Annotated in this window: 26 protein-coding genes; 13 read left to right on the forward strand and 13 right to left on the reverse strand. The window is 60.9% G+C overall.

The features are described 5' to 3' along the window. Positions 1 to 20: 20 nt before the first annotated feature. On the reverse strand, positions 21 to 503 hold the full coding sequence (locus ABCW43_RS26520) for an Lrp/AsnC family transcriptional regulator (protein ID WP_345930086.1): 483 nt from the start codon (positions 501 to 503) through the stop codon (positions 21 to 23). Between the two features lie 98 nt (positions 504 to 601). On the opposite strand from ABCW43_RS26520, the gene ABCW43_RS26525 reads away from it, so the two are divergent. The 5 genes from ABCW43_RS26525 to repC all read left to right on the forward strand — a co-directional run bounded on the left by ABCW43_RS26525 (position 602) and on the right by repC (position 8,276). Next, positions 602 to 2,101, forward strand: coding sequence for an aminotransferase class V-fold PLP-dependent enzyme (locus tag ABCW43_RS26525; RefSeq protein ID WP_345930088.1), 1,500 nt, complete (start codon positions 602 to 604; stop codon positions 2,099 to 2,101). Further along, positions 2,094 to 2,972, forward strand: a complete 879-nt coding sequence (locus tag ABCW43_RS26530) for an MBL fold metallo-hydrolase (protein ID WP_345930090.1) — start codon at positions 2,094 to 2,096, stop codon at positions 2,970 to 2,972. The genes ABCW43_RS26525 and ABCW43_RS26530 overlap by 8 nt, the downstream gene beginning before the upstream one ends. Positions 2,973 to 4,651: 1,679 nt before the next feature. Beyond that, complete coding sequence (gene repA / locus ABCW43_RS26535; protein ID WP_345930092.1) at positions 4,652 to 5,845, forward strand: plasmid partitioning protein RepA; 1,194 nt, start codon at positions 4,652 to 4,654, stop codon at positions 5,843 to 5,845. A 4-nt stretch (positions 5,846 to 5,849) separates the two neighbouring features. Next, the gene (gene repB, locus ABCW43_RS26540; protein ID WP_345930094.1) at positions 5,850 to 6,851 is read left to right on the forward strand and encodes a plasmid partitioning protein RepB; all 1,002 of its coding nucleotides are present in this window, start codon (positions 5,850 to 5,852) and stop codon (positions 6,849 to 6,851) included. Positions 6,852 to 7,004: 153 nt separating this feature from the next. Continuing rightward, positions 7,005 to 8,276 (forward strand): plasmid replication protein RepC, encoded by a 1,272-nt coding sequence (gene repC / locus ABCW43_RS26545; RefSeq protein WP_345930096.1) that lies wholly within the window; start codon positions 7,005 to 7,007, stop codon positions 8,274 to 8,276. 193 nt (positions 8,277 to 8,469) lie between these two features. On the opposite strand, the gene ABCW43_RS26550 is transcribed toward repC, so the two are convergent. The 3 genes from ABCW43_RS26550 to ABCW43_RS26560 form a co-directional block, all read right to left on the reverse strand. Next, positions 8,470 to 9,312: a DMT family transporter gene (locus ABCW43_RS26550; protein ID WP_345930098.1), complete on the reverse strand. Its 843-nt coding sequence runs from the start codon at positions 9,310 to 9,312 to the stop codon at positions 8,470 to 8,472. Between the two features lie 298 nt (positions 9,313 to 9,610). Continuing rightward, complete coding sequence (locus ABCW43_RS26555) at positions 9,611 to 9,892, reverse strand: hypothetical protein (protein WP_345930100.1); 282 nt, start codon at positions 9,890 to 9,892, stop codon at positions 9,611 to 9,613. A 203-nt stretch (positions 9,893 to 10,095) separates the two neighbouring features. Next, positions 10,096 to 10,674 carry a helix-turn-helix domain-containing protein gene (locus ABCW43_RS26560; protein WP_345930102.1) on the reverse strand — a complete coding sequence of 193 codons (579 nt, stop codon included), beginning with the start codon at positions 10,672 to 10,674 and terminating at the stop codon, positions 10,096 to 10,098. Between the two features lie 440 nt (positions 10,675 to 11,114). Between ABCW43_RS26560 and ABCW43_RS26565 the strand changes: the two genes are divergently transcribed. Continuing rightward, on the forward strand, positions 11,115 to 11,837 hold the full coding sequence (locus ABCW43_RS26565) for a hypothetical protein (RefSeq protein ID WP_345930104.1): 723 nt from the start codon (positions 11,115 to 11,117) through the stop codon (positions 11,835 to 11,837). A gap of 247 nt (positions 11,838 to 12,084) precedes the next feature. On the opposite strand, the gene ABCW43_RS26570 is transcribed toward ABCW43_RS26565, so the two are convergent. Further along, positions 12,085 to 14,007, reverse strand: a complete 1,923-nt coding sequence (locus tag ABCW43_RS26570) for a glycosyltransferase family 2 protein (RefSeq protein WP_345930105.1) — start codon at positions 14,005 to 14,007, stop codon at positions 12,085 to 12,087. A 68-nt stretch (positions 14,008 to 14,075) separates the two neighbouring features. Here ABCW43_RS26570 and ABCW43_RS26575 point away from each other — a divergent pair, with 68 nt between their 5' ends. After that, entirely contained in the window at positions 14,076 to 14,951 is an 876-nt protein-coding gene (locus tag ABCW43_RS26575) for a transporter substrate-binding domain-containing protein (RefSeq protein ID WP_345930107.1), read from the forward strand. Positions 14,952 to 14,983: 32 nt separating this feature from the next. On the opposite strand, the gene ABCW43_RS26580 is transcribed toward ABCW43_RS26575, so the two are convergent. From ABCW43_RS26580 to ABCW43_RS26590, 3 genes are all read right to left on the reverse strand, one after another. Then, on the reverse strand, positions 14,984 to 15,649 hold the full coding sequence (locus ABCW43_RS26580) for a S24 family peptidase (protein WP_345930109.1): 666 nt from the start codon (positions 15,647 to 15,649) through the stop codon (positions 14,984 to 14,986). Positions 15,650 to 15,872: 223 nt separating this feature from the next. Further along, complete coding sequence (locus tag ABCW43_RS26585) at positions 15,873 to 16,520, reverse strand: response regulator (protein ID WP_345930111.1); 648 nt, start codon at positions 16,518 to 16,520, stop codon at positions 15,873 to 15,875. An 87-nt stretch (positions 16,521 to 16,607) separates the two neighbouring features. Continuing rightward, positions 16,608 to 17,027 carry a hypothetical protein gene (locus ABCW43_RS26590; RefSeq protein WP_345930113.1) on the reverse strand — a complete coding sequence of 140 codons (420 nt, stop codon included), beginning with the start codon at positions 17,025 to 17,027 and terminating at the stop codon, positions 16,608 to 16,610. A gap of 82 nt (positions 17,028 to 17,109) precedes the next feature. Here ABCW43_RS26590 and ABCW43_RS26595 point away from each other — a divergent pair, with 82 nt between their 5' ends. Both ABCW43_RS26595 and ABCW43_RS26600 read left to right on the forward strand, forming a co-directional pair. Continuing rightward, positions 17,110 to 17,460, forward strand: a complete 351-nt coding sequence (locus ABCW43_RS26595) for a DUF952 domain-containing protein (RefSeq protein ID WP_345930115.1) — start codon at positions 17,110 to 17,112, stop codon at positions 17,458 to 17,460. Continuing rightward, on the forward strand, positions 17,457 to 18,548 hold the full coding sequence (locus tag ABCW43_RS26600; RefSeq protein WP_345930117.1) for a quinone-dependent dihydroorotate dehydrogenase: 1,092 nt from the start codon (positions 17,457 to 17,459) through the stop codon (positions 18,546 to 18,548). The genes ABCW43_RS26595 and ABCW43_RS26600 overlap by 4 nt, the downstream gene beginning before the upstream one ends. Here the strand turns inward: ABCW43_RS26600 and ABCW43_RS26605 are convergent. The 3 genes from ABCW43_RS26605 to ABCW43_RS26615 are packed head-to-tail and all read right to left on the reverse strand — an operon-like array spanning position 18,524 to position 20,642. Further along, on the reverse strand, positions 18,524 to 19,882 hold the full coding sequence (locus ABCW43_RS26605) for an MATE family efflux transporter (RefSeq protein ID WP_345930119.1): 1,359 nt from the start codon (positions 19,880 to 19,882) through the stop codon (positions 18,524 to 18,526). The two genes, ABCW43_RS26600 and ABCW43_RS26605, sit on opposite strands and share 25 nt — an antisense overlap. Before the next feature lie 3 nt (positions 19,883 to 19,885). Continuing rightward, the gene (locus ABCW43_RS26610) at positions 19,886 to 20,374 is read right to left on the reverse strand and encodes a CAP domain-containing protein (protein WP_345930121.1); all 489 of its coding nucleotides are present in this window, start codon (positions 20,372 to 20,374) and stop codon (positions 19,886 to 19,888) included. A 1-nt stretch (position 20,375) separates the two neighbouring features. Then, entirely contained in the window at positions 20,376 to 20,642 is a 267-nt protein-coding gene (locus ABCW43_RS26615; RefSeq protein ID WP_345930123.1) for a DUF6460 domain-containing protein, read from the reverse strand. Positions 20,643 to 20,770: 128 nt separating this feature from the next. Here ABCW43_RS26615 and ABCW43_RS26620 point away from each other — a divergent pair, with 128 nt between their 5' ends. Then, the gene (locus ABCW43_RS26620; RefSeq protein ID WP_345930125.1) at positions 20,771 to 21,709 is read left to right on the forward strand and encodes a class I SAM-dependent DNA methyltransferase; all 939 of its coding nucleotides are present in this window, start codon (positions 20,771 to 20,773) and stop codon (positions 21,707 to 21,709) included. 106 nt (positions 21,710 to 21,815) lie between these two features. Next, positions 21,816 to 22,460, forward strand: a complete 645-nt coding sequence (locus tag ABCW43_RS26625) for a YitT family protein (RefSeq protein ID WP_345930127.1) — start codon at positions 21,816 to 21,818, stop codon at positions 22,458 to 22,460. Positions 22,461 to 22,478: 18 nt separating this feature from the next. On the opposite strand, the gene ABCW43_RS26630 is transcribed toward ABCW43_RS26625, so the two are convergent. Further along, positions 22,479 to 22,943, reverse strand: a complete 465-nt coding sequence (locus ABCW43_RS26630) for a carboxymuconolactone decarboxylase family protein (protein WP_345930129.1) — start codon at positions 22,941 to 22,943, stop codon at positions 22,479 to 22,481. A gap of 26 nt (positions 22,944 to 22,969) precedes the next feature. Further along, a complete protein-coding gene (locus tag ABCW43_RS26635; protein ID WP_345930131.1) occupies positions 22,970 to 23,470 on the reverse strand; it encodes an Rrf2 family transcriptional regulator in 501 nt (166 codons plus the stop codon). Positions 23,471 to 23,564: 94 nt separating this feature from the next. Between ABCW43_RS26635 and ABCW43_RS26640 the strand changes: the two genes are divergently transcribed. Both ABCW43_RS26640 and pdeM read left to right on the forward strand, forming a co-directional pair. Then, positions 23,565 to 26,111, forward strand: coding sequence for a ligase-associated DNA damage response DEXH box helicase (locus ABCW43_RS26640; RefSeq protein WP_445739008.1), 2,547 nt, complete (start codon positions 23,565 to 23,567; stop codon positions 26,109 to 26,111). Positions 26,112 to 26,140: 29 nt separating this feature from the next. After that, positions 26,141 to 26,884 carry a ligase-associated DNA damage response endonuclease PdeM gene (gene pdeM / locus ABCW43_RS26645; RefSeq protein WP_445739010.1) on the forward strand — a complete coding sequence of 248 codons (744 nt, stop codon included), beginning with the start codon at positions 26,141 to 26,143 and terminating at the stop codon, positions 26,882 to 26,884. Positions 26,885 to 26,963: the final 79 nt, after the last annotated feature.

Consider the following 26,963-nt stretch of genomic DNA (forward strand, 5'->3'; position numbering starts at 1 on the left):
CCTCGCCCCTGGCAGCACGTTCACCTCAGGCGGCTTAGGTCCACAGCCCGATTGCGAATGATCGCCTCCATGGCGAAATATCCGGTCACGGTCGCCAAGTCGAAATTGGTGATGAGCTTTTGGTAGAAGGCGTCGTAGCCAGAGATTCCGCGTGTGACGACCTTGATCAGATAATCCCAGTCTCCGCCAATCCGATAGAAATCGATGACTTCCGGCAGCCGGTCGACGTGCTTGCGGAAATCCTCGGACCATTCCTTAGAATGGTGACGGGTCCGGATCATCACGATCACCGTCAGGTCGAAGCCAAGCATCTCAAGATCGACCTCGGCGCGTGAACCGCCCACCACGCCGCTTGACTGGAGCCTCTGGAGCCGGCGCCAACAGGCATTTTGCGAGAGCCCCACCTCTTCGGCCAGATCCCGTTGCGAGAGTGCGGCGTTGCGCTGGAGGCAGGTCAGGATTTTTAGATCAATATGATCAAAATTTACAGATTTATCGATCATGTGACCCGCATTTCCGCTTTCTGACTGAAAAATAGGTGAGGTTTTCAGACCGTGATCGAGATTAGAATCGCTGTCAATTGCTGTTTGGAGAACCGACGATGCGTGAACAGGCCGATCTCAATCCATCAAAGGAACTCGTCACCGTGCTCGGCAAGTTCAAAAGCAGCCTCGAAGTCGCCGATCCGATCACTGCTTTGAAAGACGGATTGATCGGTTCGAGGGCGAAAGTTGACGGGCCGTTCGGCTTGAAGGATCTCGTCTACGCTGACTACGTCGCCTCGGGGCGGGCGCTCAGGCAGGTCGAGCAGTTTGTTCTCGATGAGGTCCTGCCCTATTACGCCAACAGCCATACAGAGGCTTCCTTTTGCGGGGGAATGATGACCCGCCTGCGGCGTGAAGCGCGGTCGGTCATCAAGGAATGCTGCGGAGCAGATAGCCGACATGCCGCCATTTTTGCGGGATCCGGCGCAACTGCCGGCCTCAATCGGCTCGTCCACCTGCTGGGCATTACCGATGCGATCGCTGCCGGTCAGCGGGTTTGCGTGATCGTCGGACCTTACGAGCACCACTCGAACATCCTGCCCTGGCGCGAGAGCGGCGCGGAGATTGTCGAAATTCCAGAAGGCAGCGCCGGCGGTCCGGATCTTGTCCTTTTGGACGAGGCCCTTCAGCGCACCGACGCCGACCTGACAATCTGCTCGTTTTCAGCCGCATCGAACATAACCGGCATCTCGACCGACATTGCAGCCGTCACCAGGCTTGCGAAGCAGGCGGGCGCCAAAATCGTCTGGGATTATGCCGGCGCCGGACCTTACATGCCGATCTCGATGACGCCGGAGCAAGGGGCCGAAATCGACGCGATCGTCGTATCGCCGCACAAGTTCCTCGGCGGCCCAGGCGCCTCTGGCGTGCTGATCGTGCGGCACGACGCGGTCGTCACCAACAAGCCGTCCTGGCCGGGCGGCGGCACCGTCAAATTCGTGTCGCCCACCTGCCACGACTATAGCGACAGTCTGGAAGCCCGTGAGGAAGCTGGAACGCCCAATGTCGTCGGCGACATTCGTGCGGCACTTGTCTTTCTCGTCAAGCATGCGATCGGACTGGAGAAAATCCGGCGGCTGAACGACGTCTTCACGCAAAGGGCGCTCACCGCCTGGCAGGACGTGCCCCAGATCGAGCTTCTGGGTTCCCCCTCGATGGCGCGCCTGCCGATATTCTCGTTTCGCATCAGGGACGGGAAAGGCGGCTATGTTCATCAGCAATTGGTCACCCGCATGCTCAGCGACCGGTTCGGCATTCAGGCCCGCGGAGGCTGCGCCTGCGCAGGCCCGTATGTGCACCGGTTGCTGTCGATCGATCCCGAGACGTCGGAGCGGATCAGGCAGGCGATCCTCAATGGCAACGAGATCGAGAAGCCGGGCTTCACGCGGCTCAATCTGAGCGTACTGCTTTCGGACGAGACCGTCCTTTTTATCCTTGAGTCCGTCGCACAATTGGCGCGGGATGCGGCCTCCTATACCGAGCTCTATACGTTCGATCCCGCACGCGCGATCTTTTCTCCGCGTGCGCCAGACTTTCCGGAGGCTAGCTATGCATAGACCTGACGTCGCTGCATTCTTCGATCCGCGTACCTGTTCAATCCAATACGTGGTGAGCGACCCGCAAACCAAGGCCTGCGCCATTATCGATCCTGTTCTCGACTTCGATGAGAAGTCCGGTTCGACGGCGACCCAAAACGCCGACGCCCTGTTGGACCATGTCCGCCAGCAGGACCTGCGCCTGCAGTGGATCCTCGACACTCATCCGCATGCCGACCACTTCTCGGCCGCCGCCTACCTGAAGAGAATGACCGGCGCGCCGATTGCGATCGGCGCTCACGTTGTCGATGTCCAGAAAATCTGGGCGCGGATTTACAATTGGCCGGACCTGCCCGTCGATGGCAGCCAGTGGGACCGGTTGTTTGGCGATGGAGAAACCTTCTCCATCGGCAATATCGAGGTCGGCGTCATGTATTCCCCCGGCCATACGCTGGCATCCATCACCTATGTCGCCGGCGACGCCGCATTCGTGCATGACACGCTGTTCATGCCCGACAGCGGCACGGCCCGTGCGGATTTCCCCGGCGGCAGCGCAAGTGCGCTATGGTCAAGCATCCAGGCCATCCTGGCGTTGCCCGGGGATACACGCATTTTCGTCGGACACGACTATCAACCCGGCGGCCGCCAGCCGCAGTGGGAAAGCACGGTGGACCGCCAGAAAACGGAAAACATCCATCTCAAGCAGTCTCCCAGCCAGGACGAGTTCGTTACCATACGCGAAATGCGGGATCGCACCCTGCCGATGCCGAAGCTGATCCTGCACGCCCTGCAGATCAACATCAATGGCGGCCGGCTTCCGGAACCGGAAGCCAACGGCATGCGATACCTGAAGCTGCCGATCGATGCGTTTCAAGACAGCGTCTGGTCCTGAGTTATTCGCGAGCTCACGCTTAGGCGAAGTCATGCGTGCGGTTTCCGCTGGCATGGAAGGGAGAAACCGCACAGACTGTCGACTGCAAAAATGAGGATTTTCGGAAGGCATCCCGCGCCCGCGAGAGACGCATTGCAGGGCAATCGGCGCATCTGCCTCTGCTGACCCGCGATAAGACTATGTCGATGAAATTCCGATTCGTCGACACACCTTTATGACCTACCGCTTACCTCGACACGTCATAACAATCTACGAAAGATCGGCGCCCCGAAACGAACTTGCAACTGGCCCCCTCCCCTGCCTCCGGCTGCTGCATGGAACCGGGAGATCCTGCGAGCGTAACGTGGAGACATAGGCGGCGACTACGGAGTTACGAATTGCCACAACCGTCTCAAGCCGGCTTACTCCGCCTCCTGAGGTATAGGCGGTTTTAAAATCGGGAATATCGTTGCAAGCAGATCGGCCGTTCTGGCTTGACAGAAGCGAGGCACGCCGCCCAGCCGGCAGGAAAGCGACGCGACCTCGCCCACCCCTTATGGAGGTTCCATACCCCGCAGGGCAAGCTTCCCCGCAGAGGCGGCTGTACTCACCCCGACGGACAGGGCCTCCTCGCGACAGATCTCCCGTCGAGCGGTCATCCACGAGGATGCCCCTCCCCCTGCTGGAGTTGTGAACCCAGGAGCCCGCAGACATCCTTCTGTCTTCGACGGCCAAGCCGTACCGGCCGGGTCGAAGCTCGTAGCGTTCTGTGGACCAAGATCTCTTGGAAATCACACCCTCCATTTCGGCTGCACGATCATCGGAGAAGGAGGCCCGGCGTTGCCTGGCTTGACTGCTGAAAGACTTTGCGGCCTGAGTTCTTTCCATAGCCAAAACCGTCCGACCCGACCGATGGGTCGGCGGCGGCGAACTCCGCGGTCAGATCGACCGGGCGGCAGCCGTTCTGCCGCATTCATGGCCCGCTTCATCGAACATACCTAACGGCCACCGCCGCACACACCGGCGGAGCTTATTTGGCTTTGCATTCCCCATAGAGATGAAAACTGAACGAAGCCCGCCACATCGCCCCTCCCCAATCCGTTGCTTTCGGACGGTCAAGGCCTCAGCATTGAGGCCTATTGGTCGGCGTCGCCGCCCCTTTGCCCATCAACAAAGTCCTCAATCGCTCGACAGCTCCGGGTCGAACACGAAAAGCGGACACCGACAATCAGCGCGGCGCCGATATTCCGCCGCCCCTCTTCGGGGCCAGAAACGATGGCCACCTGACCCCGCCCCGATCGACGCCACAGACCGCGCATCGAAATCTCCTCCCACGGGCAGGCTTGATAACGGGCCTGCGATCACCCGCTTCAGATCTCCGAGGGATTGGCAGTAGTCCGCGGACTACTGCCAATGAAGGGGAATGCCGTTGGCCGGTTCCGGAGGAAGTCTGTCCCGCGAGGCTTCATACAAGAAGTAGTCCGCGGACCACTCCTCGTATGGCCCAGATTCACCTGGCGTCAAATCGACCACAAATTGAGGGATTGCAGGACGCGTTGAGAGGCGCAAATTCAGAGAAAACAGCGAAAAATGGCGGTTTGGTTAAGCGTTTGTAAATCGGTAACGAATCGGAGCATAATATAACTGCGCAGTTAAAGCGCTTTCTGTGAAAATTGCGCAGTTAACCGGGAAATCAACAAATGCAGCCGAGTCTCGTTATCCAGGACGATCAAGAGCATCTTCCTTCACTTCTGGCAACAGACGCCCAGGAGCTGTCCTACCAGCTCCAGCAGCACCAGGCTAAAATCTTCCCGCCTCTTTCCCAAAAGACGATGCGGTTCTTTTCTCCTGCCGAGGCTGCCGGGTTCATCGGCATCGGCGAGGGTTATCTAAGGCAGGTCGCAGCCGAGGGTCACGGACCGGATCCCCTCGCCAACGGGCGGCGCCTTTACGGTGCGGATGATATGGACCGGATCCGCCGGGTTCTCGACGAGCGAAACGGAACCCCGAAATATGTCCCGGCCCGCAAGGGCGCCGATAAGCTGCAGATCGTATCGGTCATGAACTTCAAGGGCGGTTCGGGCAAGACGACCACCGCTGCGCACCTGGCGCAATATCTGGCCTTGCGAGGTTACCGCGTCCTGGCAGTCGATCTCGACCCCCAGGCTTCTCTTTCCGCCCTGTTCGGCCATCAGCCGGAACTGGACGTCGGAGAGGCTGAGACGCTCTACGGCGCAATCCGCTATGAAGATCCGCGGCCGATAGCCGATATCGTGCGCGCGACCTATACCCCCAACCTTCATTTGATCCCCGGAAATCTCGAGCTCATGGAATTCGAGCACGAGACCCCGAAGGCAATGGCATCCGGAACTGCGGAGACGATGTTCTTCGCGCGGATAGGCGAGGCTCTGACCGAGATCGAAAGCCTCTACGATGTCGTGGTCGTCGATTGCCCGCCGCAACTCGGGTTCCTGACGATGTCCGCGCTCTGCGCGGCCACGTCTGTCTTGATCACCGTCCATCCGCAAATGCTCGACGTGATGTCGATGTCCCAGTTCCTGACCATGACGAGCGAACTCATGTCCGTGGTCGAAAGGGCAGGGGGCCGGACGAGTTACGACTGGATGCGGTACCTCGTCACCAGATTTGAACCCAATGACGGCCCGCAAAGCCAGATGACGGGCTTCATGCGCGCGATCTTCGGCAACCGCATGCTTCAGAACGCGATGCTGAAATCGACTGCCATCGCCGATGCCGGCGTAACCAAGCAAACGCTCTATGAAGTCGAAAGGTCGCTGTTCGTCCGCGGCACCTACGATCGGGCCTGGGAATCGCTCAATCTCGTGAACTCGGAGATCGAGGCCCATATCCGATCCACGTGGGGAAGGAAGTAATTAGATGGCACGAAAGAACCTCATCGAAATATCCTCGTCCACCGCGGCCCGCCCCGAGCCTGTCGCGCCGAGGGACAATCGCCCTATCGCCGGATTTGTGCCACAAGCCCGCAATCCTGCGCCTGTGGGCGGGATCACCAAGACGCTCGGCAACATCACCGAAAAGGTCGAACGGGCGAACGATCTTGAACGGCAGCTGGCCCAGGGGCAGATCGTTGTCGAGATCGATCCTGGCCTTGTCGACGCCTCCTTTGTCGAAGACCGTCTGGAGATCGACGCCGTTCAGCTGAACGAGTTGGTGGAGCAGATCCGCGAGCATGGACAGCAGGTACCGATCCTCGTGAGGCCGCACCCGCAGACGAAAAGCCGTTATCAGGTCGCCTACGGCCATCGGCGACTGGCCGCGGTCAAGAAGCTTGGCATCCGTGTGCGAGCGGTTGTCCGCGAACTCACCGATGATCAGCTGGTGGTCAGCCAAGGGCAGGAAAACAGCGCCCGAACCAACCTGTCCTATATCGAGCGGGCGCTTTTCGCTTTGCGGCTCGAGCAGCGTGGTTTTACCCGCGACATCATCATGGCGGCCTTGGGTGTGGATAAGGCAGCGCTCTCCAAGATGCTGATCGTGACGCGGCAGGTGCCGATCGCCTTGATCACAGCTATCGGCGCGGCACCGGAGATCGGCCGCAGGCGCTGGCTGGAGCTGGGGGAGCGCCTTGAGAGTGTCGAGCCTGACCGGATTCTGGCCGAGTTGTCCGCGGACAACTCCGAGCAGCTATCAAGCGACGAGCGGTTTCAGAGGGTGCTGGCGCTGGCTTCCAAAAGGCCGGTTATAACAAAGGCCCCAGCCGCCAACGCGCAAATTTCCGGAGTTCCGGTCCGGTTCAAGAAAAACGCATCGAGCGCCACCTTTGTTTTCGACAACAAGGCTGCGCCCGGGTTCGATCAATTCGTGCAGGAGAGGCTCGAAAGCCTCTTCGCAGAATTCCAACAGAATAAAGGAGCGTAAACCGCAAAAGAAAAAGGCCCCCAAGCGACATGGTCGTGGAAGCCCTTCTCAGATCTTAGCAAATCAAGAATCGCATTTCCTCGAATCACTGTCAAGAGTTTAGGCGCCGTTTGGGCGTGCGGATTTCTTTTGCCTTAGCGAAAGTGAAGGCAGATGGAGAGTAGGTATGTGACGACGCCCTTTGGGCGGCGGGCGATGTCGCTTGGCATGTTGGCAAATCAACAACTCGCCGAAACGATTGAACCTGGAATTACCCGTAACAAATGGAAACTGTTCAGAGCGGTCTGCGAGGCCCGGCCGTCGCTGGGTGTGACCGATCGCGCCTTGACGGTGCTCGACGCGCTCTTGACCTTCTACCCGGAAGACGAAATTTCCGAGACGAGGGGTCTCGTGGTGTTCCCGTCAAACGCCCAGCTCTCTCTCCGCGCCCGTGGCATGACGCCTGCGACCCTCAGGAGACATCTTGCCGTCCTCATCGATGCCGGCCTGATCCTGCGCAAGGATAGCCCGAACGGGAAACGCTACGCCCGTCGCAGCAGGGCAGGAGAGATCAACGAAGCGTTCGGCTTCAGTCTCGCACCACTTCTGGCGCGTGCTGCCGAAATCGAGAGCCTGGCCGCCCAAGTGGTTGCCGATCGGGAATTGTTGCGAATAACCCGCGACCGGCTCACCGTCTGCCGGCGTGATGTCGCCAAGCTCATCGCCGCAGCCTTTGACGAAGGCGTTCCCGGCGATTGGGGGAGGATCCTCGACATGTTCCAGACGCTGGTGGCGCGGATTCCGCGTGTCCCCACCGTCAAAACCATCTCTCCCCTCCTTGAGGAGATGGTGATGTTGCGCTCGGAGATTATCAACCTGTTGGAAATTCGAGCAAAAACGCAAAAAATCGACGCCAGAGAGTCTCAGATTGAGCGCCACAAACAGAATTCGAATCTTAAATACAATTATGAATCTGAACCGCGCTTCGAGATCACGCGTGACGCACCCTTGCCGAACGATCGCGAACCGCGGAATGAACCTGCCAACGGCTACCGAAGCCGGGAAAGAGGCAACAACGAAAACGTATCGCCGAGATCTCTGCAATCCTTCCCGCTCGGGCTCGTGCTCCAGGCCTGCCCGCAGATCGCAGATTACGGGCCAGGCGGAAGGATCGACAACTGGCGCGACCTGATGGCAGCCGCGGTCGTTGTCCGCACCATGCTTGGCGTCAGTTCTTCGGCCTATGAGGAGGCGTGCATGGCGATGGGATGGGAAAATGCCGCGACCGTCATTGCCTGCATTCTTGAGAGGGGAGGGCACATCAACTCAGCCGGAGGTTATCTGCGCGATCTCACCCGCCGTACGGAAAGAGGCGAGTTTGCTGTCGGTCCGATGCTGATGGCTCTTGCACGGGGAAGCGTTCCGGGTAGTCGGCTCGCCGGCTGAGCGCGAGGCTAGCACTCGGGGCGCTTGGATGCAGGATCGACATGATTTTTTGGTCGACAGGGTGTGCGGTTATTAGCGGTATAATCCGGTAAAACCGCTCGCATTTGTGGGCCGATGATCCGGTGGCAGTCGGCGAACCCGCTCAAGGACAGCGACGAGGGATGCGAAATCGGGCGGGTTTCCCCGACGACCATCAGGATGGAGTGGCTTGTATCCGGTTGGCGTTGGGTCGGCGCAGGTTGAAAAGATTGCCGGCAAGGATCAGTCCTGCGCCTATCGCCGTCAAGCTGTCGATAGCTTCGGCATATAGGAGATAACCGAGGAGGGCCGACAACGGCACACGCAGATAGTCCATCGGCATCACTACCGTTGCATCGGCATGGAACAACGCCTTGGCCATGCAATAATGCGCGAAAGTGCCCGAAAACGCGATCAGGAAGATCCACGGCCACATTGCTGCAGATGGCCAGACCCAGACTTTCAGTGCCGGTACTATTCCGATGACCGATTGAATGACGAGCATCCAGAAAATGATCTTCGTTGCGCTGTCGGAACGTGTCAGCGCCTTTGTGGTGATGAAGGATATGGCGAATACAAAGGCTGCTCCAAGTACGATCAGGTGACCCGGGTTTAGCGCCGCCGCGCCCGGGCGCACGATCAGCGCTACGCCGACCAGACCAAACAGGATCGCCACGCTTTTCCGCCATGTCAGCCGCTCCCCGAGAAATGCCGCAGCCATCAGCGCTGCCCAGATGGGGGCCGTGAACTCGATCGCGATGACCTGCGCCAGCGGGATCAGTGTAAGGCCCATCAACCAGGCGAACTGGCCGACATAGTGGGCAACGTTGCGGCCTATGTGGCTCGGTAGAATGCCGGTTCGCATTGCCCTTATGCCGCCTTCGCGATGGACAAGCGGCAGCAGCATGAAGAAGGCGATGACGGAACGCATCTCCATCACCTGAAAAACGTCGATCTCGCGGGTTACGGCACGGCCCGAGACGGCCATGAGCAAGAGCAATGCGATGGATGTCATCATCCAGGCCGCCGCCCTGATATTTGACTGCTTATTTTCCACGTATGTCTTTCTTCCCGCCGCGCAGCGTGGGGATTATAACTGGGCTCGGCAATGCACCGGGGGTCTCCTTGCCGGGCTAGATACGACGGAAGGTCTGTGGTTGTGAATAGTCCAGCTCCAATCATCCGCGCCTGCGTACGGACGCTGGACTAGTGGCTTGGCGGAAGCGGCAGATCGGCGCGATCGGTTGTCTTCGCTCTCCACTGCTGCGAAGAGGTAGGAAAGGCATCAGGCGGCTCCGAGGTCTCGCTTTCTGATCTCACATCAACCTGCCCCAGGCCGGGTCCCATTGAACCCCTTCAGAAAGCTCGACGTAGATCGGCAGCTTGTCCGGTCCGCGGTTCCTGTTCTCGGCTATCCTGAAGGCAGCTTCCGGTTCCATTTCCTCCCCTGGAAAAATAGCGTCGTCTTCGGAGAGCTCGGCAATCTTGCGGATAAAGCCGCGGATCTCGTCGCCGGAGTGATAGAACTGGATGATAAGGGCGCCAGGCGCGGGTGTGCCGCCGTGATAACGGTAGTAGGTATGCATTGTCTCCTCCATCGTCAGAGCCTCCTACCTGACGCTTGGAAAGCAGAAATGTTCCGGCACCGAATGCGCAAAGCCATAAAGCTTGGTAAGAACGGTGTGACCTTCAAGACGAAGGACATTACCACTGCGCTCTGCAATCTCGCGTCGAAGCACTGGCCTATCCATGGAAGCCCTTCAGGCTCGAGCTACTGCCAGCCGTAGGGCGATGAAGCAGCCTAGCTGCTCTCCTTCTCCTTGCGGCCAACCTGGCTGGCGACGAGCTTTGCCACCAGATGGACGAGGTTTTTCGCCTCAAATCGGCTTTTCAGCTTGTCGATCCGATGCTCAATCGTCCTCGGCGACAGGTGAAGAGCCTCGGCGATTTCTTTCGTGGTCTGTCCTTCGATAAGAAGCTGGATGATGTTGTCGTCCGTAATGTCGGTCTTTGCATCCCGCATCGGGGAGATGAAGAAACGGCCCTCGACAAGGCTGATGCACCAGCCGGGCTTTCCATCGCTTTTCTGCGGAAGGATAAGACGTTCGTAGCCTATCCGGACACCGAGAAGCTTGGTCCTCACGAGCTCGAGTGTTGGGCGCCCAGCCTCTATCGCACGGGAATAAGTGGGAATGATCGCTTCGTCTATGAAGCTCCGATCAAGATCACGCAGCACGGCATCGGGAAATCGTTGCTTCATTTGGGTCAGCAGATGGCTCTTGAAGCCAAAGTCCTTCACCCGACGGAACCGCCAATCATAAGGGTCGTCGGCTGCAGTCGTGACGACTGAGAGCGCCATCTTGATGCTTAGTCTGTTCACGATCCCCGCGTAGAGGGCTTCCGGACCGGAGGTTCCATCGGACTGCAACCATGTATCGAGCAGATTCTGCGAGAGTGAATTAAATGAACCCATGTTCGCGTATAACGAGAGTAGAATTAGAGGTTTGTTTCAGTATGACTAATCCGATCTTCGTTAGAAAATGATTGCCAGTTGCGCCAGAAACCGGAACAGGCCGCCAGATCCTACGACCCGGAAATTACACAAGGATCCTCGAAACGTAGCGCTTTCGTATCCAAATCTTCCTGCAGACGCGTTAGCAACTGTTAACTTTGCATAACACCTTTCCTCAAGCCATTGATGCGACGGTATTTTTCCCGTCGCCCATTTCCAGAAATCTAACTTTTTCACCGGATGTTGTCTCTTCGAAAACGGCGGGCTCTTCAAGAACATTCCCACCCGCTGACGGTCAAGGAGTAGCTATGTCGTATGCCGAAGTCCCCGTGTCTGAAACTCAACTTCCGCAGAATCCCTCTCGCCAACATGATGCCGACATCCTCCCCGCCGCAGAGAGAAAACGTATAACCATCAATGGCTCGGAAGTTGGTGCCGAGCGTATCTCAGGCCGTGTCGTCGGTTCAAGAATAAAGCAACACAATCATATATATACGACACATCACAATAATTACATGTCAAGCGGCGATGTGCAGGTATATTCAAGTGTTCAGAATGAACAGTGGGAGACAAGTGAAGTTAGGTTGAGATTTCACGACGGCAATGAAAAAGTATATAATTTGCCATTTCCCGTTAATGTAGGCGACGGAGACCTTCTTAGCATAATCAAGTTGTACAACGCCAAGGACGGAAAAGGGTATACGACAGCCGCTCAAAATCATACCACTCGACAATGGTATTCAAAAGAAGGCGCTGACCTACAGCGAATGGTCGGCAGTCTTGGTCTGTTTAAGTTGGCGGTTGTATTATTAGGCAACAAGTCAGCTTTAATTGTTTATGCTTTGATGGCGATTTTCATTTTCGCTATATTTGGTAACTTTATATTGGCACTTTTCGGCGCCGTTCTGCTGACTGGCCTATTGGTCTTGGCTTTTCAATATCTGGTTATCCTGCCGTGGACCGTAGTTGTTTGGCCAAAAGTAAAGCGACAATTCGAGGCGTTTTTTGAGGATTTTTCTGCGTGGCAGTAGGACACCGGCGAAATCTGCGACCTCTTCCGCCCAGCCAAGGACCGGAATTTCATCCAAAAGGCCGGATATGCGCATGTTCGATGTCCGAGGCGCTAAGTGGATAGGGAATATTACCCTCCGAATTTTCCCTGCATCCAGACTCCCGATGGAATCTTACCGACCAAGGCGGCGCTTCCGGGCTACGTCATGACGGGTGCCGCTCGGTTTTCCGCAAACCTAAGACATAGGCTCGATTTTAGATACCGGATCAGGTTCTTCTGCCGGTCGGCTGATGCGGCGTCTTGTTCCAGAAGAAGGGCTTTGACCGCAGTTCGGTCACCGCCCGCCAGGCGGCAACCGAGGTCATGATCCAATAGAGCGGAACGCCGATCCAGCGCCAGCCGACCAGGCGTCGTTCGTGCTCGATCATCGGTCCTCTCCCGAGCCCGAGGAAGATCAGATAGCTGCCGAGGATGTTGATGGTGTCGATGATGAAAAGCGAGAGCACTCCGGCCGGGATTTCGTCCGCGGGCGCTTCCAGCATGTAATAGGTCCCAAGCGCCATGAAGACGACGATCAGCGGATGCAGGAGCGAAGAGACCAGCATCCCCCCGATCATTAGTTGAAAGATGCAGAAGCCAGGAAAACCCATCTCGTCGATCAGCCGGCGCGGCTCGCGCATCAGCACCAGCCAGGTCTGCAGCCAGCCCTTGAACCAGCGGCTGCGCTGGCCGAGCCACACGCGCATCGTCGTCGGCGCGTCTTCGAGCGTTTGGCGGGCCATGACATCCGAGCGATAACCGAGGCGATACAGGCGAAAGCCGAGATCCGCGTCCTCGGTAACGTTGAACGGGTCCCAGCCTCCGGCGGCGCGCAAGGCGTCGGCGCGGAAATGATTGGATGTGCCGCCGAGCGGCAGCGGCATTTTCCGCCGCGCCAGCATTGGCAGCAGCCCGCGGAAGAGGCCGCAATATTCGAGCGAGAACAATGCGCTGATCGAGGATTCGCGGGCATTGGTGATGATCAGCGGCGCCTGAAGGCAGGCGATTGCCATCGGCGACGCCCGGAAGCGCGCATGGGCCTCGCGCAATTGCTGCGGATGCGGCCTGTCTTCCGCATCGTAGATCGCCAGGAATTCGCCGCGCGCAGCTCCCAGCGCGTAGGTGAGCGCCTTGGGTTTGGTGCGCGGCGTCGCGGGTGGCACTTCGACGATCTCGAAATGGGGGGCCGGTTTCAGAGCCCTCAGCGCTGCGATCGTTTCCTGGTCATCCGCCTCGCAGATGAGCTTGATGTCGAGCAGGGAAGGCGGCCAGTCGAGCCGCCCGAGGCTGGCCAGTAGCTGTTCTGCCACCGCAGCTTCCCGGTAGAGCGCGACCATCACCGTATAACAGGGAAGCGCGTCCTCTCGAGGCAACAGGGCCGCCGGGGGCACGCCTGCGAACTGCTGCCGGGTGAAGGCGGCGAACCGCAGGCCGAGGGACGCGAAATAGATCAGAGACAGAAGAATATGCAGGAGAAGCAGGGTCTCGATCGGCATGGCGATCAGCGCAAAGGCGAGGGCGGCCGATCCAAGCCCGGCGTAAAAACCCTGGGTGCCGGAGAGCACCATGCGGGCCGAGAACTCGGGAAAACGATCGAACAGCCCGTTGATCGCCTCGCGCACGCGTCGCGTCGCACCGGATCTCCAGACGGCCCCGCGGATTGCCGATGGAGTGGTGATCGCAAGATCCTGTCCGAGCAGCGGCATCGCAAGCAGCGCCGCCTTGAGGTCGGCGAGCCGTACCGCTTCGGGCACGACCGCCACTTGCGGCGCCTTGTGCCGATGGTTGATCCTGACCTGGTTCGGGCGTTGCAACTGCGTGTCTAGCCCCGGTATGTCGGCAACCGAGCCTGGATCGATCGCTGCGATGAAGGGCAGGCGAAGGTAACGCGCCATGGCGCCGTAATAGGCTGCCTCATCGACCTGACCGCTGTGCAGCAGTTCGCTTTCGATGCTGGTCCCGTTGCGCCGTGCCCTGTCGGTCAGCGTCGCAAGCAATGGCCTGGAGAAGCCGAGCGTCGAAAGGGCGACGAATTCCGGATCGTCGGCTGCGGCGCCGTGCCCGGCCGACAGGTTTCCGGAAGGCGCCGAATTGTTGCGCGCATCGTCTTGCACCGGCAGCGCTGCTGGCGGATATTCCCTCAAGCGCATGTCTCTGCTACACCGCCCGCAAGCGAGCGCCCCAACCTGTCCCGATCTGGATCATAGAGATGCATCCCATGATTGCATCCCCGAAAATCAAGGGGTTCTTAAGTCTTCTGCGGCTTTGCCTTCTCACCGGAGGGATTGCTGCCGCCGCGATCCCGGCTCGGGCTGCCGAAGGCAGCAATCCACTGCCCCTGATGTTCGATGCCAAGGAGCGGCTCGCCCGTCCTGATCTTTCCACCGTCATCCGGGTGCGGATCCTGACCAGCGTCGATTTCCCGCCGTTCAATTTCGCCGACCAAACAGGCCGGCTTGCCGGCTTCAATGTCGACCTCGCCCGCGAAATCTGCGCCGAACTGAAGATCGAGGCGAAGTGCCAGATCCAGGCGCTGCCCTTCGACGAACTGGAAAAGGCCCTTGAAGGCGGTGCCGGCGAAGCCGTCATCGCCGGCATGGCAGTGACGCCGGAGCGGCGTCAGCGGTTTGCCTTCTCGCGGCCTTATCTGGGCGTGCCGGCCCGTTTCGCCCGCAACCTGAAGGCCAGGATCGACGGCGATACGGCGGCGGCGCTTTCCGGCAAACCCGTCGGCGTCGTCAGGGGGACCGCCCATGAGCTGATGCTGAAGGCGTTTTTCCCAAAGATTACCGCCGTACCGTTCGACAATGACGAGGCGGTGCTGGGGGCCTTGAAGACGGGCAAGGTGGATGCCGTCTTTTCTGATGGACTGAGGCTGCCCTTCTGGGCGGCGGGCCAAGGTTCGGCGAAATGCTGCGCTCTCTTCGACGGCCCCTACCTATCGGAGAAATTCCTCGGCGAAGGTCTGTCGATCATGCTGCGCAAGAACGACCCGCTCTTGACGGCCGCCTTCGACCAGGCACTGAGCGTTCTGTCGCGCAACGGTCGGCTGCAGGATATCTACCTGCGCTATTTCCCGAACGGACTTTATTGATCAGTCGCGAGTAGGAGCAGTTTCCTACTCACTCACTGGCTTGCCCAGATGATGCGGGCTATCCATTCCACGTCGGAAAGATCGAAGGTGCGGTTTGGATGTTCCGGATTGAGGGAGAGGAGCTCCACAGTTCGGGCGCTCTGGCGGGCGAGCACCTTTGCCATCACCTCGCCCTCCTTGGTCTTGAGGACCACGCGGTCGCCCCGGCGCACCTGCGCGCCGGGCTCGACGATCAGCACGTCGCCGTCGCGGTAGAGCGGCATCATCGATTCGCCCTGGACTTCCAGCGCATAGACGCCGGCCCTGCGGGACGGATCGACCGGAAACTCCACCACGTCCCAGCCCTGGCCCGCCGGAAACCCGCCATCGTCGAAAAATCCGCCGGCGCCGGCCTGCGCAAAACCCAGCAGCGGGATGGAGCCGTTCTGCGGCGGGAAATTGCCTTCCGGGATCGAGGAGCGGCCGGGAACGGCGGGCAGGTAACTCATGAACTGGTCGATCGTGGCGCCTGTCGCTTCGAGCACCTTGGCGATCGATTCGGTCGACGGCCAGCGCAGCCGTCCATCCGGCCCGAGCCGTTTCGATTTGTTGAACGAGGTGGGATCGAGGCCAGCGCGCCGCGCCAGCCCGGAGGGCGTCAGCTGGTGGCGTTGGGCGAGCGTATCGATCGCGCTCCAGATCGTAGCATGTGACAGCATCGTCGTCCGTACCCGTGACCGGTGCGCGAGACAAAGCCGGACACGCCAGCGCTCTGCGAACCTCTCGATCAGAACCCTTAACCGATCAGACTTTTGTCGACCAGACTCATGAACGCTTCGTTCCAGCGGGCTGCCGGCTCGCGCGCACCCCGAATTTTAACGGAACCTCAGCCTCGCGTAAAGGGATGAGAGGAATAAAATCCTGTTCCTGCGGTGGCCCTTGTCAGGCCACCAGCGCCATGTTGATCTTGCCGAGCTTGATCACCGCCTGGGTGCGGCTGTCGACATTGAGCTTCAAGAGGATTGCCGAGACATGCGCCTTGATGGTCGCCTCGGAGACGCCGAGTTCATAGGCGATCTGCTTGTTGAGCAGCCCCTCGCCGAGCATGGAGAGCACGCGGTTCTGCTGCGGCGTCAGTGTTCTCAGCCGCTCGATGATCTCGGTGAGACCCGGGTCTTCTTCCGGCCCTGAGAGGTCGCCCTTCGGCGCCCAGATGTCGCCTTCCAGCACCGCCTGGATGCCGGCGCGGATATCGTCGAGCCCGGAGGATTTCGAGATAAAGCCGGAAGCACCGAGCTCCAGAGCCCGGCGGATGGTAGCGCAATCGTCGCTGGCCGAGACGATGACGATCGGCAGGCCCGAAAATTCGGCGCGGAGCGACATCAGTCCGGAAAAGCCGCTGACTCCCGGCATGGCAAGGTCGAGCAGCATCAGGTCGGCATCGGGATTGTTTTCGGCCGCTCGCCGCGCCGCCTCGAAATCGCCGGCCTCGATGATGACGAGCTCTTCGGCAATGCCCCGCATCGAATGGCTGAGCGCGCCGCGAAACAGCGGGTGGTCGTCTGCGATGATGATCGTGAGTGTCTGCATCTCCACGCCCCCTCCCAAGAGCATAGTCGTGCCAATGAATCTGAGGAAGTTGTAAACCTCTCGCTGACCCGAAACAAGTGCGGGATATCACGTACGATTGGGTTGTGGTTTATCGGCTTCCCGCTCATTCGCAAATTCGCCGACGATCGCCATGAAACGCCGCATGAACTTCTCCATGATCGACAGCGAACGGTCGACTTCCGCATCGCTTGGCAGCGCTTTTGGCAGGGCGTCCGGCGGAATGTTGCTGAGCCGCTCCTCGAGCGCGGTGACGCGTTTCGCCAACCTGTCGAGTTCCTGCTCGTAGGCTGCCCTCTCGTCGGGCTGCATGCGGCAGGCAAGCGTGCCGCTTTCGTCGCGGCAGAGCGTCATGGCGCCGGTCTCGGTATCGAGACGGACGATGCCGGTTTCGGTGCGCTGAAGCTGGAAACGGTTCGTCTGCGGTTGCTGCGCGGCGGCGGCCAGCGGCAAGAGCAGTGCGCAAGTCATCAATGCGAGCGTTTTCATATCGTGGTCCTCCTGCTGTAACGGTGGACAAGTGCCGGGCTTTGCGGCAAACGGTCGGAGAATAGCAGGTCCCCGAGAGTTGATGATGACGGATATAGTGTACAAGATCGTGCCGGAAACGCTTTGGCGTCAGGCAAAGCAAAAAGGTGTCTTCGAGGGCGCCGAAATCGACGTGAAGGACGGCTATATCCATTTTTCCACCGGTACGCAGGCGAAGGAGACCGCAAGGCTGCATTTTGCCGGTGTCACCGGCCTGATGCTGGTCGCGGTCAATGCCCCCACCCTCGGCGAGGCGCTGAAATACGAAGCCTCGCGCGGCGGCGATCTTTTCCCGCATCTTTACGGCACCCTCCCGGTCTCCTCGGTGCTCTGGGAAATGCCGCTCCTGATCGGTGTTGATGGCCTGCATGCCTTTCCGGAGAGGATGCCATGATCGGCCCCTTCGCCGGGCTTGCCTCGCGCAGCCTCTTCGTTTTCGATCCGGAAACCGCACACGGCCTGTCAATTGCTGCGTTGAAGACGGGTCTCGTGCCCGCCTGCCGTCTGGCCCCCGATCCGCGGCTTGCCCAGACGATCGCCGGCATCCGCTTTGCGAACCCGATCGGGCTTGCGGCCGGCTACGACAAGAATGCCGAAGTGCCCGATGCGATGCTGAAGCTCGGCTTCGGTTTTACCGAGATCGGCACGGTGACGCCGAAACCGCAAGCCGGCAACGACAAGCCGCGCATCTTCCGCCTGGTGGAGGACCGCGGTGTCATCAACCGGCTCGGCTTCAACAACGAAGGTCATGAGGCGGCGTTCGCCCGCCTGACCGCACGGCGCAACGCGCCGGGCGTGGTCGGCGTCAATATCGGCGCCAACAAGGATGCAGCCGACCGCGTTGCCGACTATGTCGCCGGCATCCGAAAGTTCTATGCGCTCGCCACCTATTTCACCGTCAACATCTCCTCGCCCAATACGCCGGGACTGCGCGATCTGCAGGCGCGCGACAGCCTGAAGGTTTTGCTCGAAGCCGTTCTCGCCGCCCGCGCCGAGGAGGCATTGCGACATGGCCGGACCATTCCGGTCTTCCTGAAGATCGCACCCGACCTGACGGAGGAGGGCTTAGACGATATCGCGGCCGAGGCGACCGCTCATCCGCTCGACGGGCTGATCGTCTCCAACACGACGCTTGCCCGAGATGGATTGAAGGATCAGGCCCAGGCGAAGGAGGCGGGCGGTCTTTCCGGCGCGCCGCTCTTCAAGCGCTCGACCGCGGTCCTTGCAAAAGTGCGCAGGCGCGTCGGCCCGGACCTTGCCATCATCGGCGTCGGCGGCGTTTCGAGCGCGGCAGATGCGCTGGAAAAGATCCGCGCCGGTGCCGACCTCGTGCAGCTCTATTCCTGCATGGTCTATGAAGGGCCGGGCCTGCCGGCTGCGATCGTCAAAGGGCTCTCGAGCCTCCTCGACCGGGAGAAGGTCTCTTCGATCCGCGAACTGCGGGATACCCGCCTCGATCAATGGGCCGGGATAAAACTCTGACGCGCCTTGCGCGGCACCATGGCCGCCAGGAAGAAGCCGCGCATCAGGAGGAACAGGTTGAGCGACAGCCAGAGCCCGTGATTGCCGATCATCGGCACGAGCACGGCGAGGCTGACGCAATAACCGGCAAATGAAACGAGCATCATGTTGCGCATCTCGCGCGACCAGGTGGCGCCGATGAACACGCCGTCCATCTGGAAGGCGAGCGCCCCGGCGAGCCCCGTCACCGCCGCCCAGCCGAGATAGACATAGGCTTCCTGCCGCACGTCTTGCGATGTGGTCAGAAGCTCGATGATCGGCTGGCCGAAGACCACGAAGAACAGTCCGACCACGCCGGCCATCACGAAGGACCAGAGCCCGGTCAGTTTCAGCGCCCGGTCGAAGGACGGTCGATACCGCGCCCCGACCGCCCGGCCGGCGAGCTGTTCGGCGGCGCCTGCGAGCCCGTCGAGGAAGAAGGCCGAGAGCATGAAGATGTTCATCAGCACCGCATTGGCCGCCAGCGTCACCGCCCCGAAGCTCGATCCGACACGGGTCAGCACCGCAAACGCGCCGTTCAGTATCAGCGAGCGGATCAGGATATCGGCATTGAGCTGGAACAGCTGGCGCAGCTTGGCTGCGTCGAAAATGTCCGCCCGCGTCGGCCTGTCGGCGGCGGAAAACTGCCGGCTGACGATGGCGAGGCCGATCACCACGGCGGTCACTTCCGCCGCCGCGGTCGCCCAGGCAACGCCCGCCACGCCCCAGCCAAGAACGAGGCCGAACAGGATGGCGAGCACGATATTGGTGCCGTTGAGGATGATCTGCAGCGTGAGCCCGAGCATGCCCTGGCCCCGCCCGAGCACGAAGCCGAGAATGGCGAAATTGGCGAAGGTTGCCGGGCTCGTCAGCACCCGGATGCCGAAATAGTGGCGCGTCACGTCGGCAACAACCGTATCGCTGGTCATCAGGTCCGGCGCAAATCTGAGGATCAGCGGCGAGAGCGCCAGCATGATTACGCCGAGGCCGAGCGCGCTCAGGAAGGCCCGCCAGAACACCGCCTGCTGTTCTCGGCGGTCGCCGCGGCCGAAAGCTTGCGCCACCAGTCCGGTGGTCGAGGTGCGGAAAAAGCTGAGGCTGCCATAGATGAGGTCAAAGAGAATGGCGCCGATCGCCAGACCCGCCAGCGCTTCCGCCTGTCCGAGTTGCCCGACCACCGCGGTGTCGGTGAGGCCGAGCAGCGGCGTCGTCAGGAAGCCGAGCGTCATCGGGATGGCGATGCCGAGCACCAGCCGGTGCGTTACGTCGAACGGCCTGGCAGCTCCGGTCTCGTGGTTACGCCCCCCGCTCTCCATGGGTCAGCCGGAAAGGACCATGGCCCAATAGGGCCGGGCGCCAACGGAGGTCCGCGCCATGGCGACGCCGAGCCCCCTGTAGGACCCGAGCATGTTTTCGAGGTGTTTCGGGGAATCGATCCAGGCCTGCACGGCAGCTTCCACCGTCGTCTGTCCGCTGGCAATGTTTTCGGCCGCCGGCAGCGCCACGTCGTTCTTCTTCATCCGGGAGCCGAAATCGTCGCCGAAACCGATCAGGTGCTTCATCTCGTTGGCCTTGGCCATGCGAACCGCTTGGCGGGCGGCCGCCTTGCGCGCCGGCATGTCGAGCGTCAGCGCGGACAGGCCGCGGCTCTGCCGCAGCGTGTTGACCATCGGAAGGGCTGCCTGGGTCTCGTCCTCGGCGCCGGCAGTCGGCGTCAGGACGGCCGTGGTGGAGCAGCCGGCCAGCACCAGCGCCATGCCGGAAAAGACGAGAAGGTCCCGCCGGGAAGGTGTGATCAGCGAAGTCATGTCAGCGGCGGTAGCTCATCAGGCGCAGGATGACGAAGATCGGGATGACGATGATCGCGCCGAGCACGAGATAATTGCCGACCCGGCCGAGCGCGCGGAAACCGTTATACCAGAGGTCCAGGAACCAGTAGCGGATCGTGTCGACGATGTTGTCCGGCGTGAAGCCGAAGAATGCCAGCACGAAACCCACTACCAGGCACACCACGATCAGCTTGATGATCGTGCGACCCGGCGTATCGCCCAGGAACCTGTTGACCCCGTCCGCCATTCTTGTCCTTCTCCGAATTGCCCATGAGAGATAATCGGCAGCCGTTGCCACCGCAAGCGTTTCCCCTCAGATAGAACTTGAGTTTTTTTGTGGCTTCGGCAAAGAACCTCCACCTTCGAGGATCATCCATGCCGCCCAGCCCGTTTTCCAGCCAATTCTCCTCGGGCGATGCCACCGCCGATCGCCGCGCCGATTATGCCCGCATGCTGGCGGAGGGCGGAGATTTTGCGGCTGCGGCGGAACTGATCGAACAGGCGCTCGAACTGACGCCCGGCTGGGCCGCCGGCTGGTTCCGGCTCGGCGAATATCGCGACAAGGCCGGTCTCGGCACGGCCGCGGACGCCTACCGCCAGACCCTGGCCCTGCGGCCGGACGACGTTTTTGGCGCCCGCCTGAAACTCGCGCTGATTGGCGCCGAGCAAACGCCCGACCAGCCGCCGAGCCGTTATGTCGAAGGCCTGTTCGACGACTATGCCGACCGTTTCGATACGGCACTGGTCGAAAAGCTCGGCTATTCGGTGCCCGGCAAGCTGGCGGGCCTAGTCACGCCGCACGGGCCTTTCCGCAATTCCGTCGACCTCGGCTGCGGCACCGGCCTGTTCGGCGCCGAAATCCGCGAGGGAACCGAACGCCTCGAAGGTTTCGATCTTTCCGCAAATATGCTTGCCAAGGCGCAGGCAAAAAGCCTTTACGATCATCTGGGCCAGTCCGACCTCAGCCTTCCCCCGGCCCAATCCGGCCTGTTCGGTGACCTTGCGGCCCACCGCGCCGATCTCGTCTCTGCTGCGGATGTGCTGATGTATCTGGGTTCGCTCGAAACCGTCTTTCCGCTGGTGCTGGACCTGCTGGCACCGGCTGGCCTCTTCGCATTCTCGGTCGAGGATGCGGGCGAGGGGGTGGGTTTCATACTGCGGGATTCCCTGCGTTATGCACATTCGGAAGCCTATATCCGCGCCTTGCTCGCCCGCTTCTCCCTCGATCTTCTGAGCGTCGAAAACACCGTCATTCGCATGGATGCCGGAAAACCCATCCATGGCATTCTGTTTCTGTCGCGCAAGCCCGGCTGAACCTGCCGTTTCTTGCTTTTTTATCTGCCCGCTGATGATCGCTTGAAGACCCTTGCCGCTGGTTTTATTGCAGTGCAATATCACTGGAAAACCTGAGGGGTTCACATTGGCTGAGCAACAGCAGAGGCGCGGTCTCGGATTTTACAGCGCCAATCCGGCGCAGCACACGTTGCTGGAAGATGCGCAAGGCCTGTTCATCGGCGCCATGGTGTCGGCGCTCGGCTTTTATTTCCTGAACGAGGTCGGCCTTCTGACCGGTGGCACGGCGGGCGTCGCCTTCCTCTTGCATTATGCGTTCGGGATTTCGTTCGGCCTGTTGTTCTTCATCGTCAACCTGCCGTTCTATTACCTGTCGTTCAAGCGACTTGGCCTCGCCTTCTCGCTGAAGACCTTTATCGCCATCGCGCTCGTCTCGGTGATCACCGAGGTCGAAAGCCACTTCTTCCTCATCCAGTACCTGCACCCGTTCTGGGCGGCCCTTCTCGGCGGACTGGTGCTCGGCTACGGGCTGCTCGGGCTTTATCGCCACCGCGCCTCGCTCGGCGGCGTCGGCATCCTGGCGATCTACATTCAGGAGCGGTTCGGCATCCAGGCGGGCCTCATCCAGCTCGCCTTCGATCTCTGCGTCATGCTCTGCGCCTTCGCAGTCGTTTCGCCCATCACCGTCGCATGGTCGGTGCTGGGCGCCGTCGTGCTCAATCTCGTTCTCGCCATCAATCACCGCTCCGACCGGTATATCGTCGCGCGGTGATCGAGGCGGAAGCTTTGATCAGGCGGCCTGGCTGGCCGGCTTGTCGACCGGGTGCTGGGAGCGGAAGCCGACGGCCAGCCGGTTCCAGGTGTTGATGGCGCCGAGGGCGACGGTGATCTTGACGATCTCCTCCTCGGAGAAGTGCGCCTTCAGCGCGTCGAAGGCGGCATCCGGAATGCCGGTATCGGCAATCCGGGTCACGGCATCGACCCAGCCGAGCAGGGCGCATTCCTTGTCGTCATAGACCGGCGATTCCCACCAGACGCACATCATGTTGATCCACTGTTCGGAAAGGCCGTCATGCCGTGATTCCTTCACATGCATGTCGACACAATAGGCACAGCCGTTGATCTGCGAAGCGCGCAGCTTGATGAGGTGGATGAAGCGACGCTCCAGCCCGGAAGCCTGTACGTAGTTTTCGAGTGCCGTGACGGCCTTGATGGCTTCCGGAGCGGCTTTGAACATGTTGAGACGGGGATGCATGGTCTTCTCCTTGGTTGCGGCAGCCTTCAGCGTGCCGTTCTGCGTTCGTTGAGTTCGAGGAAGGCGCAGCCGCGGGCGGCGATCCCGCCGTCGTCGGCTGCACCGAGGTCCGCCAGGATGTCGGCGATCGTCACCTTGGCGAGTTCGGCGCGGTAGGCCTTTTCGGCCTTCAGCATGGCGGCGTTGATGCCGCAGGGTTTGGTGAAGTAGCGCCCCGGCAGCGGGTTCGGTCCACGCTGGCGGATTTCCGCGCAGCGGAAGGCCGGTGCCGGGCCTTCGACGGCAAGCACGATATCGAGCAGGCTGATTTCCGCCGGCTTCTTCGCAAGCCGATATCCGCCTTTCGGACCCGGCACGGTTTCCACCAGCCTGGCGCCGGAAAGCGCCTGGAGGTGCTTCAGCAGATAGCTGGTCGAAACTCCGTGGAATTCTGCCAGCGCCGCGGCCGACAGCACCCCGCCCTCGGAAAGGCTCGACATCATGCTGATGCTGTGGATCGCCTGTTCGACACCGTCGCCGAGTTTCATCGCTCATCTCCATATCGTGGATAAAATTTATCCACGATTATCGCGCTCGCGTCAAGCCCCTTCTTTTTCCCCCGCTTTCTCTTAACTTAACGGCGTGGATATCGTCGAAACCCATTCCTCCGGCCGTGACGCCGCGCTTCTGCCCCGGCCGTTCCAGAAATGGTTCGCGGAGAAGGGCTGGCAGCCGCGCGCCCATCAGCTGGAATTGCTGTCGCGCTCGATATCCGGCGAAAACATGCTGCTGATCGCGCCGACCGGCGCCGGCAAGACGCTCGCCGGTTTCCTGCCGTCGCTGACCGATCTCACAAGGCGCGGCAAGATCCCGCCCGGCTCCGCCTTCACCGGCATCCACACGCTCTACATCTCGCCCTTGAAGGCGCTGGCGGTCGATATCGAACGCAACCTGATGAAGCCTGTCTCTGAAATGGGCCTCGACATCTCGATCGAGAATCGCACCGGCGATACGCCCCAGGCAAAACGCCAGCGCCAGAAGCTCAATCCGCCGGATATCCTGCTGACCACCCCGGAACAGGTGGCGTTGCTGCTTGCGAACAAGGAGGCCGAGCGCTTCTTCAAGGACCTGAAATATGTGGTCCTCGATGAGCTGCATTCGCTGGTTACCTCCAAGCGCGGTCATCTCCTGTCGCTCGGCCTTGCCCGCATCCGCCGTCATGCGCCGCACATGCGCACCATCGGCCTGTCGGCCACCGTCTCCGATCCCATGGACCTGCAACGCTGGCTCGTTCCCCAGAACGCGCCGGAAGGCGAACACCCGACCCCACCCGCCGGCCTCGTGCATGTCACCGGCGGCGCCGCACCCGATATCACCATCATGCGCACCGAGGACCGCATTCCCTGGTCCGGCCACGTCTCGACCTATGCGATCCCGGAGGTTTACGAGCAGATCAAGCGCCACAAGACGACGCTGATCTTCGTCAATACCCGCTTCCAGGCGGAGCTGCTGTTCCAGGCGCTTTGGACGATCAACGACGACAATCTGCCGATTGCGCTCCATCACGGTTCCCTGGACGCCGGCCAGCGTCGCAGGGTGGAAGCCGCCATGGCCGCCAACCGATTGCGCGCGGTCGTCGCCACCTCGACGCTCGATCTCGGCATGGACTGGGGCGATGTCGATCTCGTCGTGCATGTCGGCGCGCCGAAAGGGGCCAGCCGCCTGGCCCAGCGCATCGGCCGCTCCAACCACCGGATGGACGAGCCGTCGAAGGCGATCCTGGTGCCGGCCAACCGGTTCGAGGTGATGGAATGCCAGGCAGCGCTCGACGCCAACTATCTCGGCGCCCAGGATACGCCGCCGGTCGGCGAGGGCGCGCTCGACGTGCTCGCCCAGCACGTGCTGGGCATGGCCTGCGCCGAACCCTTCGACCCGGTCGAGCTCTACGACGAGATCACCAGCGCCTCGCCCTATGCCACCCTCTCCTGGGAAATGTTCGAGCGCATCGTCGATTTCGTCGCGACCGGCGGATATGCGCTGCGCGCCTACGAACGCTACGCCAAGATCCGCAAGACTAGGGAAGGCCGCTGGCGCGTCTCCAACCCGCAAGTCGCCCAGCAATACCGCCTCAACCTCGGCACGATCGTCGAGGCGACCGAGCTCAATGTCCGGCTGGTGAAGCGCAATGCCCAAGGGCTGGCAAAGGGCACGGTCGGCCGGGGCGGCATGTCGCTCGGCAAGGTCGAGGAATATTTCCTCGAGCAGCTCGTGCAGGGCGATACCTTCCTGTTTGCCGGCAAGGTTCTCCGCTTCGAGGGCATCCGCGAAAACGAATGCCTCGTCTCCAACGCGTTCTCGCTCGATCCGAAAATCCCCGCCTATGCCGGCGGAAAATTCCCGCTGTCGACCTATCTCGCCGACCAGGTGCGCGGCATGCTCGCCGATCCCGACCGCTGGGGCGTGCTGCCGGATCAGGTGCGCGACTGGCTGAACATCCAGCGCGAACGCTCGATGCTGCCGGCCAGGGATGAACTTCTCATCGAGACCTTTCCGCGCGGAAAACGGTTCTTCATGATTGCCTATTGTTTCGAGGGACGGCTCGCCCACCAGACGCTCGGCATGCTCCTGACCCGGCGACTGGAGCGCACCGGTGCCCGACCGCTCGGCTTCGTCGCCACCGACTACTCGCTGGCCATCTGGGGGCTTAACGACATCGGCGCGATGATCGGGTCCGGCCGCCTCAGCCTCTCGGACCTCTTCGACGAGGACATGCTCGGCGACGACTTGGAAGCCTGGCTCGATGAATCCTATATGCTCAAGCGCACCTTCCGCAATTGCGCGGTAATTTCCGGCCTGATCGAGCGCCGCCATCCGGGCAAGGAAAAGACCGGAAGGCAGGTCACGGTTTCCACTGATCTCATCTACGACGTGCTGCGCAGCCACGAGCCGGACCACATCCTGCTGGAAGCGACGCGACGGGATGCGGCATCCGGTCTTTTGGATCTTGCCCGATTAGGCGATATGCTGGCGCGAATCAGGGGGCATATCACCCACCGCGATCTCGACCGCGTTTCGCCGCTCGCCGTTCCCATCATGCTGGAGATCGGCAAGGAGCCGGTGCCGGGTGAGGCGCACGACGCGGTGCTGCAGGAAGCCGCCGACGAACTGATCGCGGAGGCGCTTGGCTGATGCGATACGCTGGACTGGAAGACGACGAATTGATGCACCGCCTCGCGTTGGCGCGAACGATTTCTGGGGGAGTGGCCGCAACCGGTGCGGAAGAGATCGTCGTGAACGGCGTCCTCGCCGTCTGCGATCCTTTGGGAGGCCTCTATCTGCCGGAAACCGGCATGCTCGTCGTCTCCGACCTGCATTTGGAAAAGGGCGCCGCCTTTGCTCGCCGAGGTATGATGCTGCCGCCCTATGATACGATCGCGACGCTCAACATCCTGTCGGCCGTGATCAGCCGCTACGACCCGAAAGTGGTCGTCTCGCTCGGCGACAATTTCCATGACCGCAAGGGCTCCGAACATCTCCCCACCGATCTGCGCTCGCTCATCACGGCGATGGCGCGCGGCCGCGACTGGATCTGGATCAACGGCAATCACGATCCCGACGGCACAGTGGATCTTCCGGGCGCCTGCACCGACGAACTTCTCTACGGCGGCCTCGTCTTCCGCCACGAGCCGAGCCTGATTCCCGGCCCAGGGGGAAGCAAGGGCGAGATCGCCGGCCATCTTCATCCGTCGGCAACCGTCCGCCGCCGCGAAAAATCCGTCCGTCGCCCGTGTTTTGCAAGTGACGGTGTCCGCCTCCTCATGCCGGCCTTCGGCGTGCTCGCCGGCGGCCTCGACCTGCGCCACCGGGCCATGCACGGCCTGTTCGACCGCGAGGCCCTGGTCGCACATCTGCTCGGCCGCGACCGCATTTATTCGGTGCGCTATGCCAATCTGATCGGTTGACCGTCTGTTTTAAACCTGTCCAAGCGGCTGACCACATGCGGGGTCGCGGATGTCATCCATCATCGACAGCTCCGATGAC

Origin of the sequence: Neorhizobium tunisiense, from assembly GCF_039631515.1 — a bacterium.
In the GTDB taxonomy this organism is placed as follows: Bacteria; Pseudomonadota; Alphaproteobacteria; order Rhizobiales; family Rhizobiaceae; genus Neorhizobium.

What these genes read in the sequence shown, in the direction of transcription:
- ABCW43_RS26520 (WP_345930086.1), bottom strand. Translation starts at nt 503, where the DNA reads ATGATCGATAAATCTGTAAATTTTGATCATATTGATCTAAAAATCCTG.
- ABCW43_RS26525 (WP_345930088.1), top strand. Translation starts at nt 602, where the DNA reads ATGCGTGAACAGGCCGATCTCAATCCATCAAAGGAACTCGTCACCGTG.
- ABCW43_RS26530 (WP_345930090.1), top strand. Translation starts at nt 2,094, where the DNA reads ATGCATAGACCTGACGTCGCTGCATTCTTCGATCCGCGTACCTGTTCA.
- repA (WP_345930092.1), top strand. Translation starts at nt 4,652, where the DNA reads ATGCAGCCGAGTCTCGTTATCCAGGACGATCAAGAGCATCTTCCTTCA.
- repB (WP_345930094.1), top strand. Translation starts at nt 5,850, where the DNA reads ATGGCACGAAAGAACCTCATCGAAATATCCTCGTCCACCGCGGCCCGC.
- repC (WP_345930096.1), top strand. Translation starts at nt 7,005, where the DNA reads ATGGAGAGTAGGTATGTGACGACGCCCTTTGGGCGGCGGGCGATGTCG.
- ABCW43_RS26550 (WP_345930098.1), bottom strand. Translation starts at nt 9,312, where the DNA reads ATGATGACATCCATCGCATTGCTCTTGCTCATGGCCGTCTCGGGCCGT.
- ABCW43_RS26555 (WP_345930100.1), bottom strand. Translation starts at nt 9,892, where the DNA reads ATGGAGGAGACAATGCATACCTACTACCGTTATCACGGCGGCACACCC.
- ABCW43_RS26565 (WP_345930104.1), top strand. Translation starts at nt 11,115, where the DNA reads ATGTCGTATGCCGAAGTCCCCGTGTCTGAAACTCAACTTCCGCAGAAT.
- ABCW43_RS26570 (WP_345930105.1), bottom strand. Translation starts at nt 14,007, where the DNA reads ATGCGCTTGAGGGAATATCCGCCAGCAGCGCTGCCGGTGCAAGACGAT.
- ABCW43_RS26575 (WP_345930107.1), top strand. Translation starts at nt 14,076, where the DNA reads ATGATTGCATCCCCGAAAATCAAGGGGTTCTTAAGTCTTCTGCGGCTT.
- ABCW43_RS26580 (WP_345930109.1), bottom strand. Translation starts at nt 15,649, where the DNA reads ATGCTGTCACATGCTACGATCTGGAGCGCGATCGATACGCTCGCCCAA.
- ABCW43_RS26585 (WP_345930111.1), bottom strand. Translation starts at nt 16,520, where the DNA reads ATGCAGACACTCACGATCATCATCGCAGACGACCACCCGCTGTTTCGC.
- ABCW43_RS26590 (WP_345930113.1), bottom strand. Translation starts at nt 17,027, where the DNA reads ATGAAAACGCTCGCATTGATGACTTGCGCACTGCTCTTGCCGCTGGCC.
- ABCW43_RS26595 (WP_345930115.1), top strand. Translation starts at nt 17,110, where the DNA reads ATGATGACGGATATAGTGTACAAGATCGTGCCGGAAACGCTTTGGCGT.
- ABCW43_RS26600 (WP_345930117.1), top strand. Translation starts at nt 17,457, where the DNA reads ATGATCGGCCCCTTCGCCGGGCTTGCCTCGCGCAGCCTCTTCGTTTTC.
- ABCW43_RS26605 (WP_345930119.1), bottom strand. Translation starts at nt 19,882, where the DNA reads ATGGAGAGCGGGGGGCGTAACCACGAGACCGGAGCTGCCAGGCCGTTC.
- ABCW43_RS26610 (WP_345930121.1), bottom strand. Translation starts at nt 20,374, where the DNA reads ATGACTTCGCTGATCACACCTTCCCGGCGGGACCTTCTCGTCTTTTCC.
- ABCW43_RS26615 (WP_345930123.1), bottom strand. Translation starts at nt 20,642, where the DNA reads ATGGCGGACGGGGTCAACAGGTTCCTGGGCGATACGCCGGGTCGCACG.
- ABCW43_RS26620 (WP_345930125.1), top strand. Translation starts at nt 20,771, where the DNA reads ATGCCGCCCAGCCCGTTTTCCAGCCAATTCTCCTCGGGCGATGCCACC.
- ABCW43_RS26630 (WP_345930129.1), bottom strand. Translation starts at nt 22,943, where the DNA reads ATGCATCCCCGTCTCAACATGTTCAAAGCCGCTCCGGAAGCCATCAAG.
- ABCW43_RS26635 (WP_345930131.1), bottom strand. Translation starts at nt 23,470, where the DNA reads ATGAAACTCGGCGACGGTGTCGAACAGGCGATCCACAGCATCAGCATG.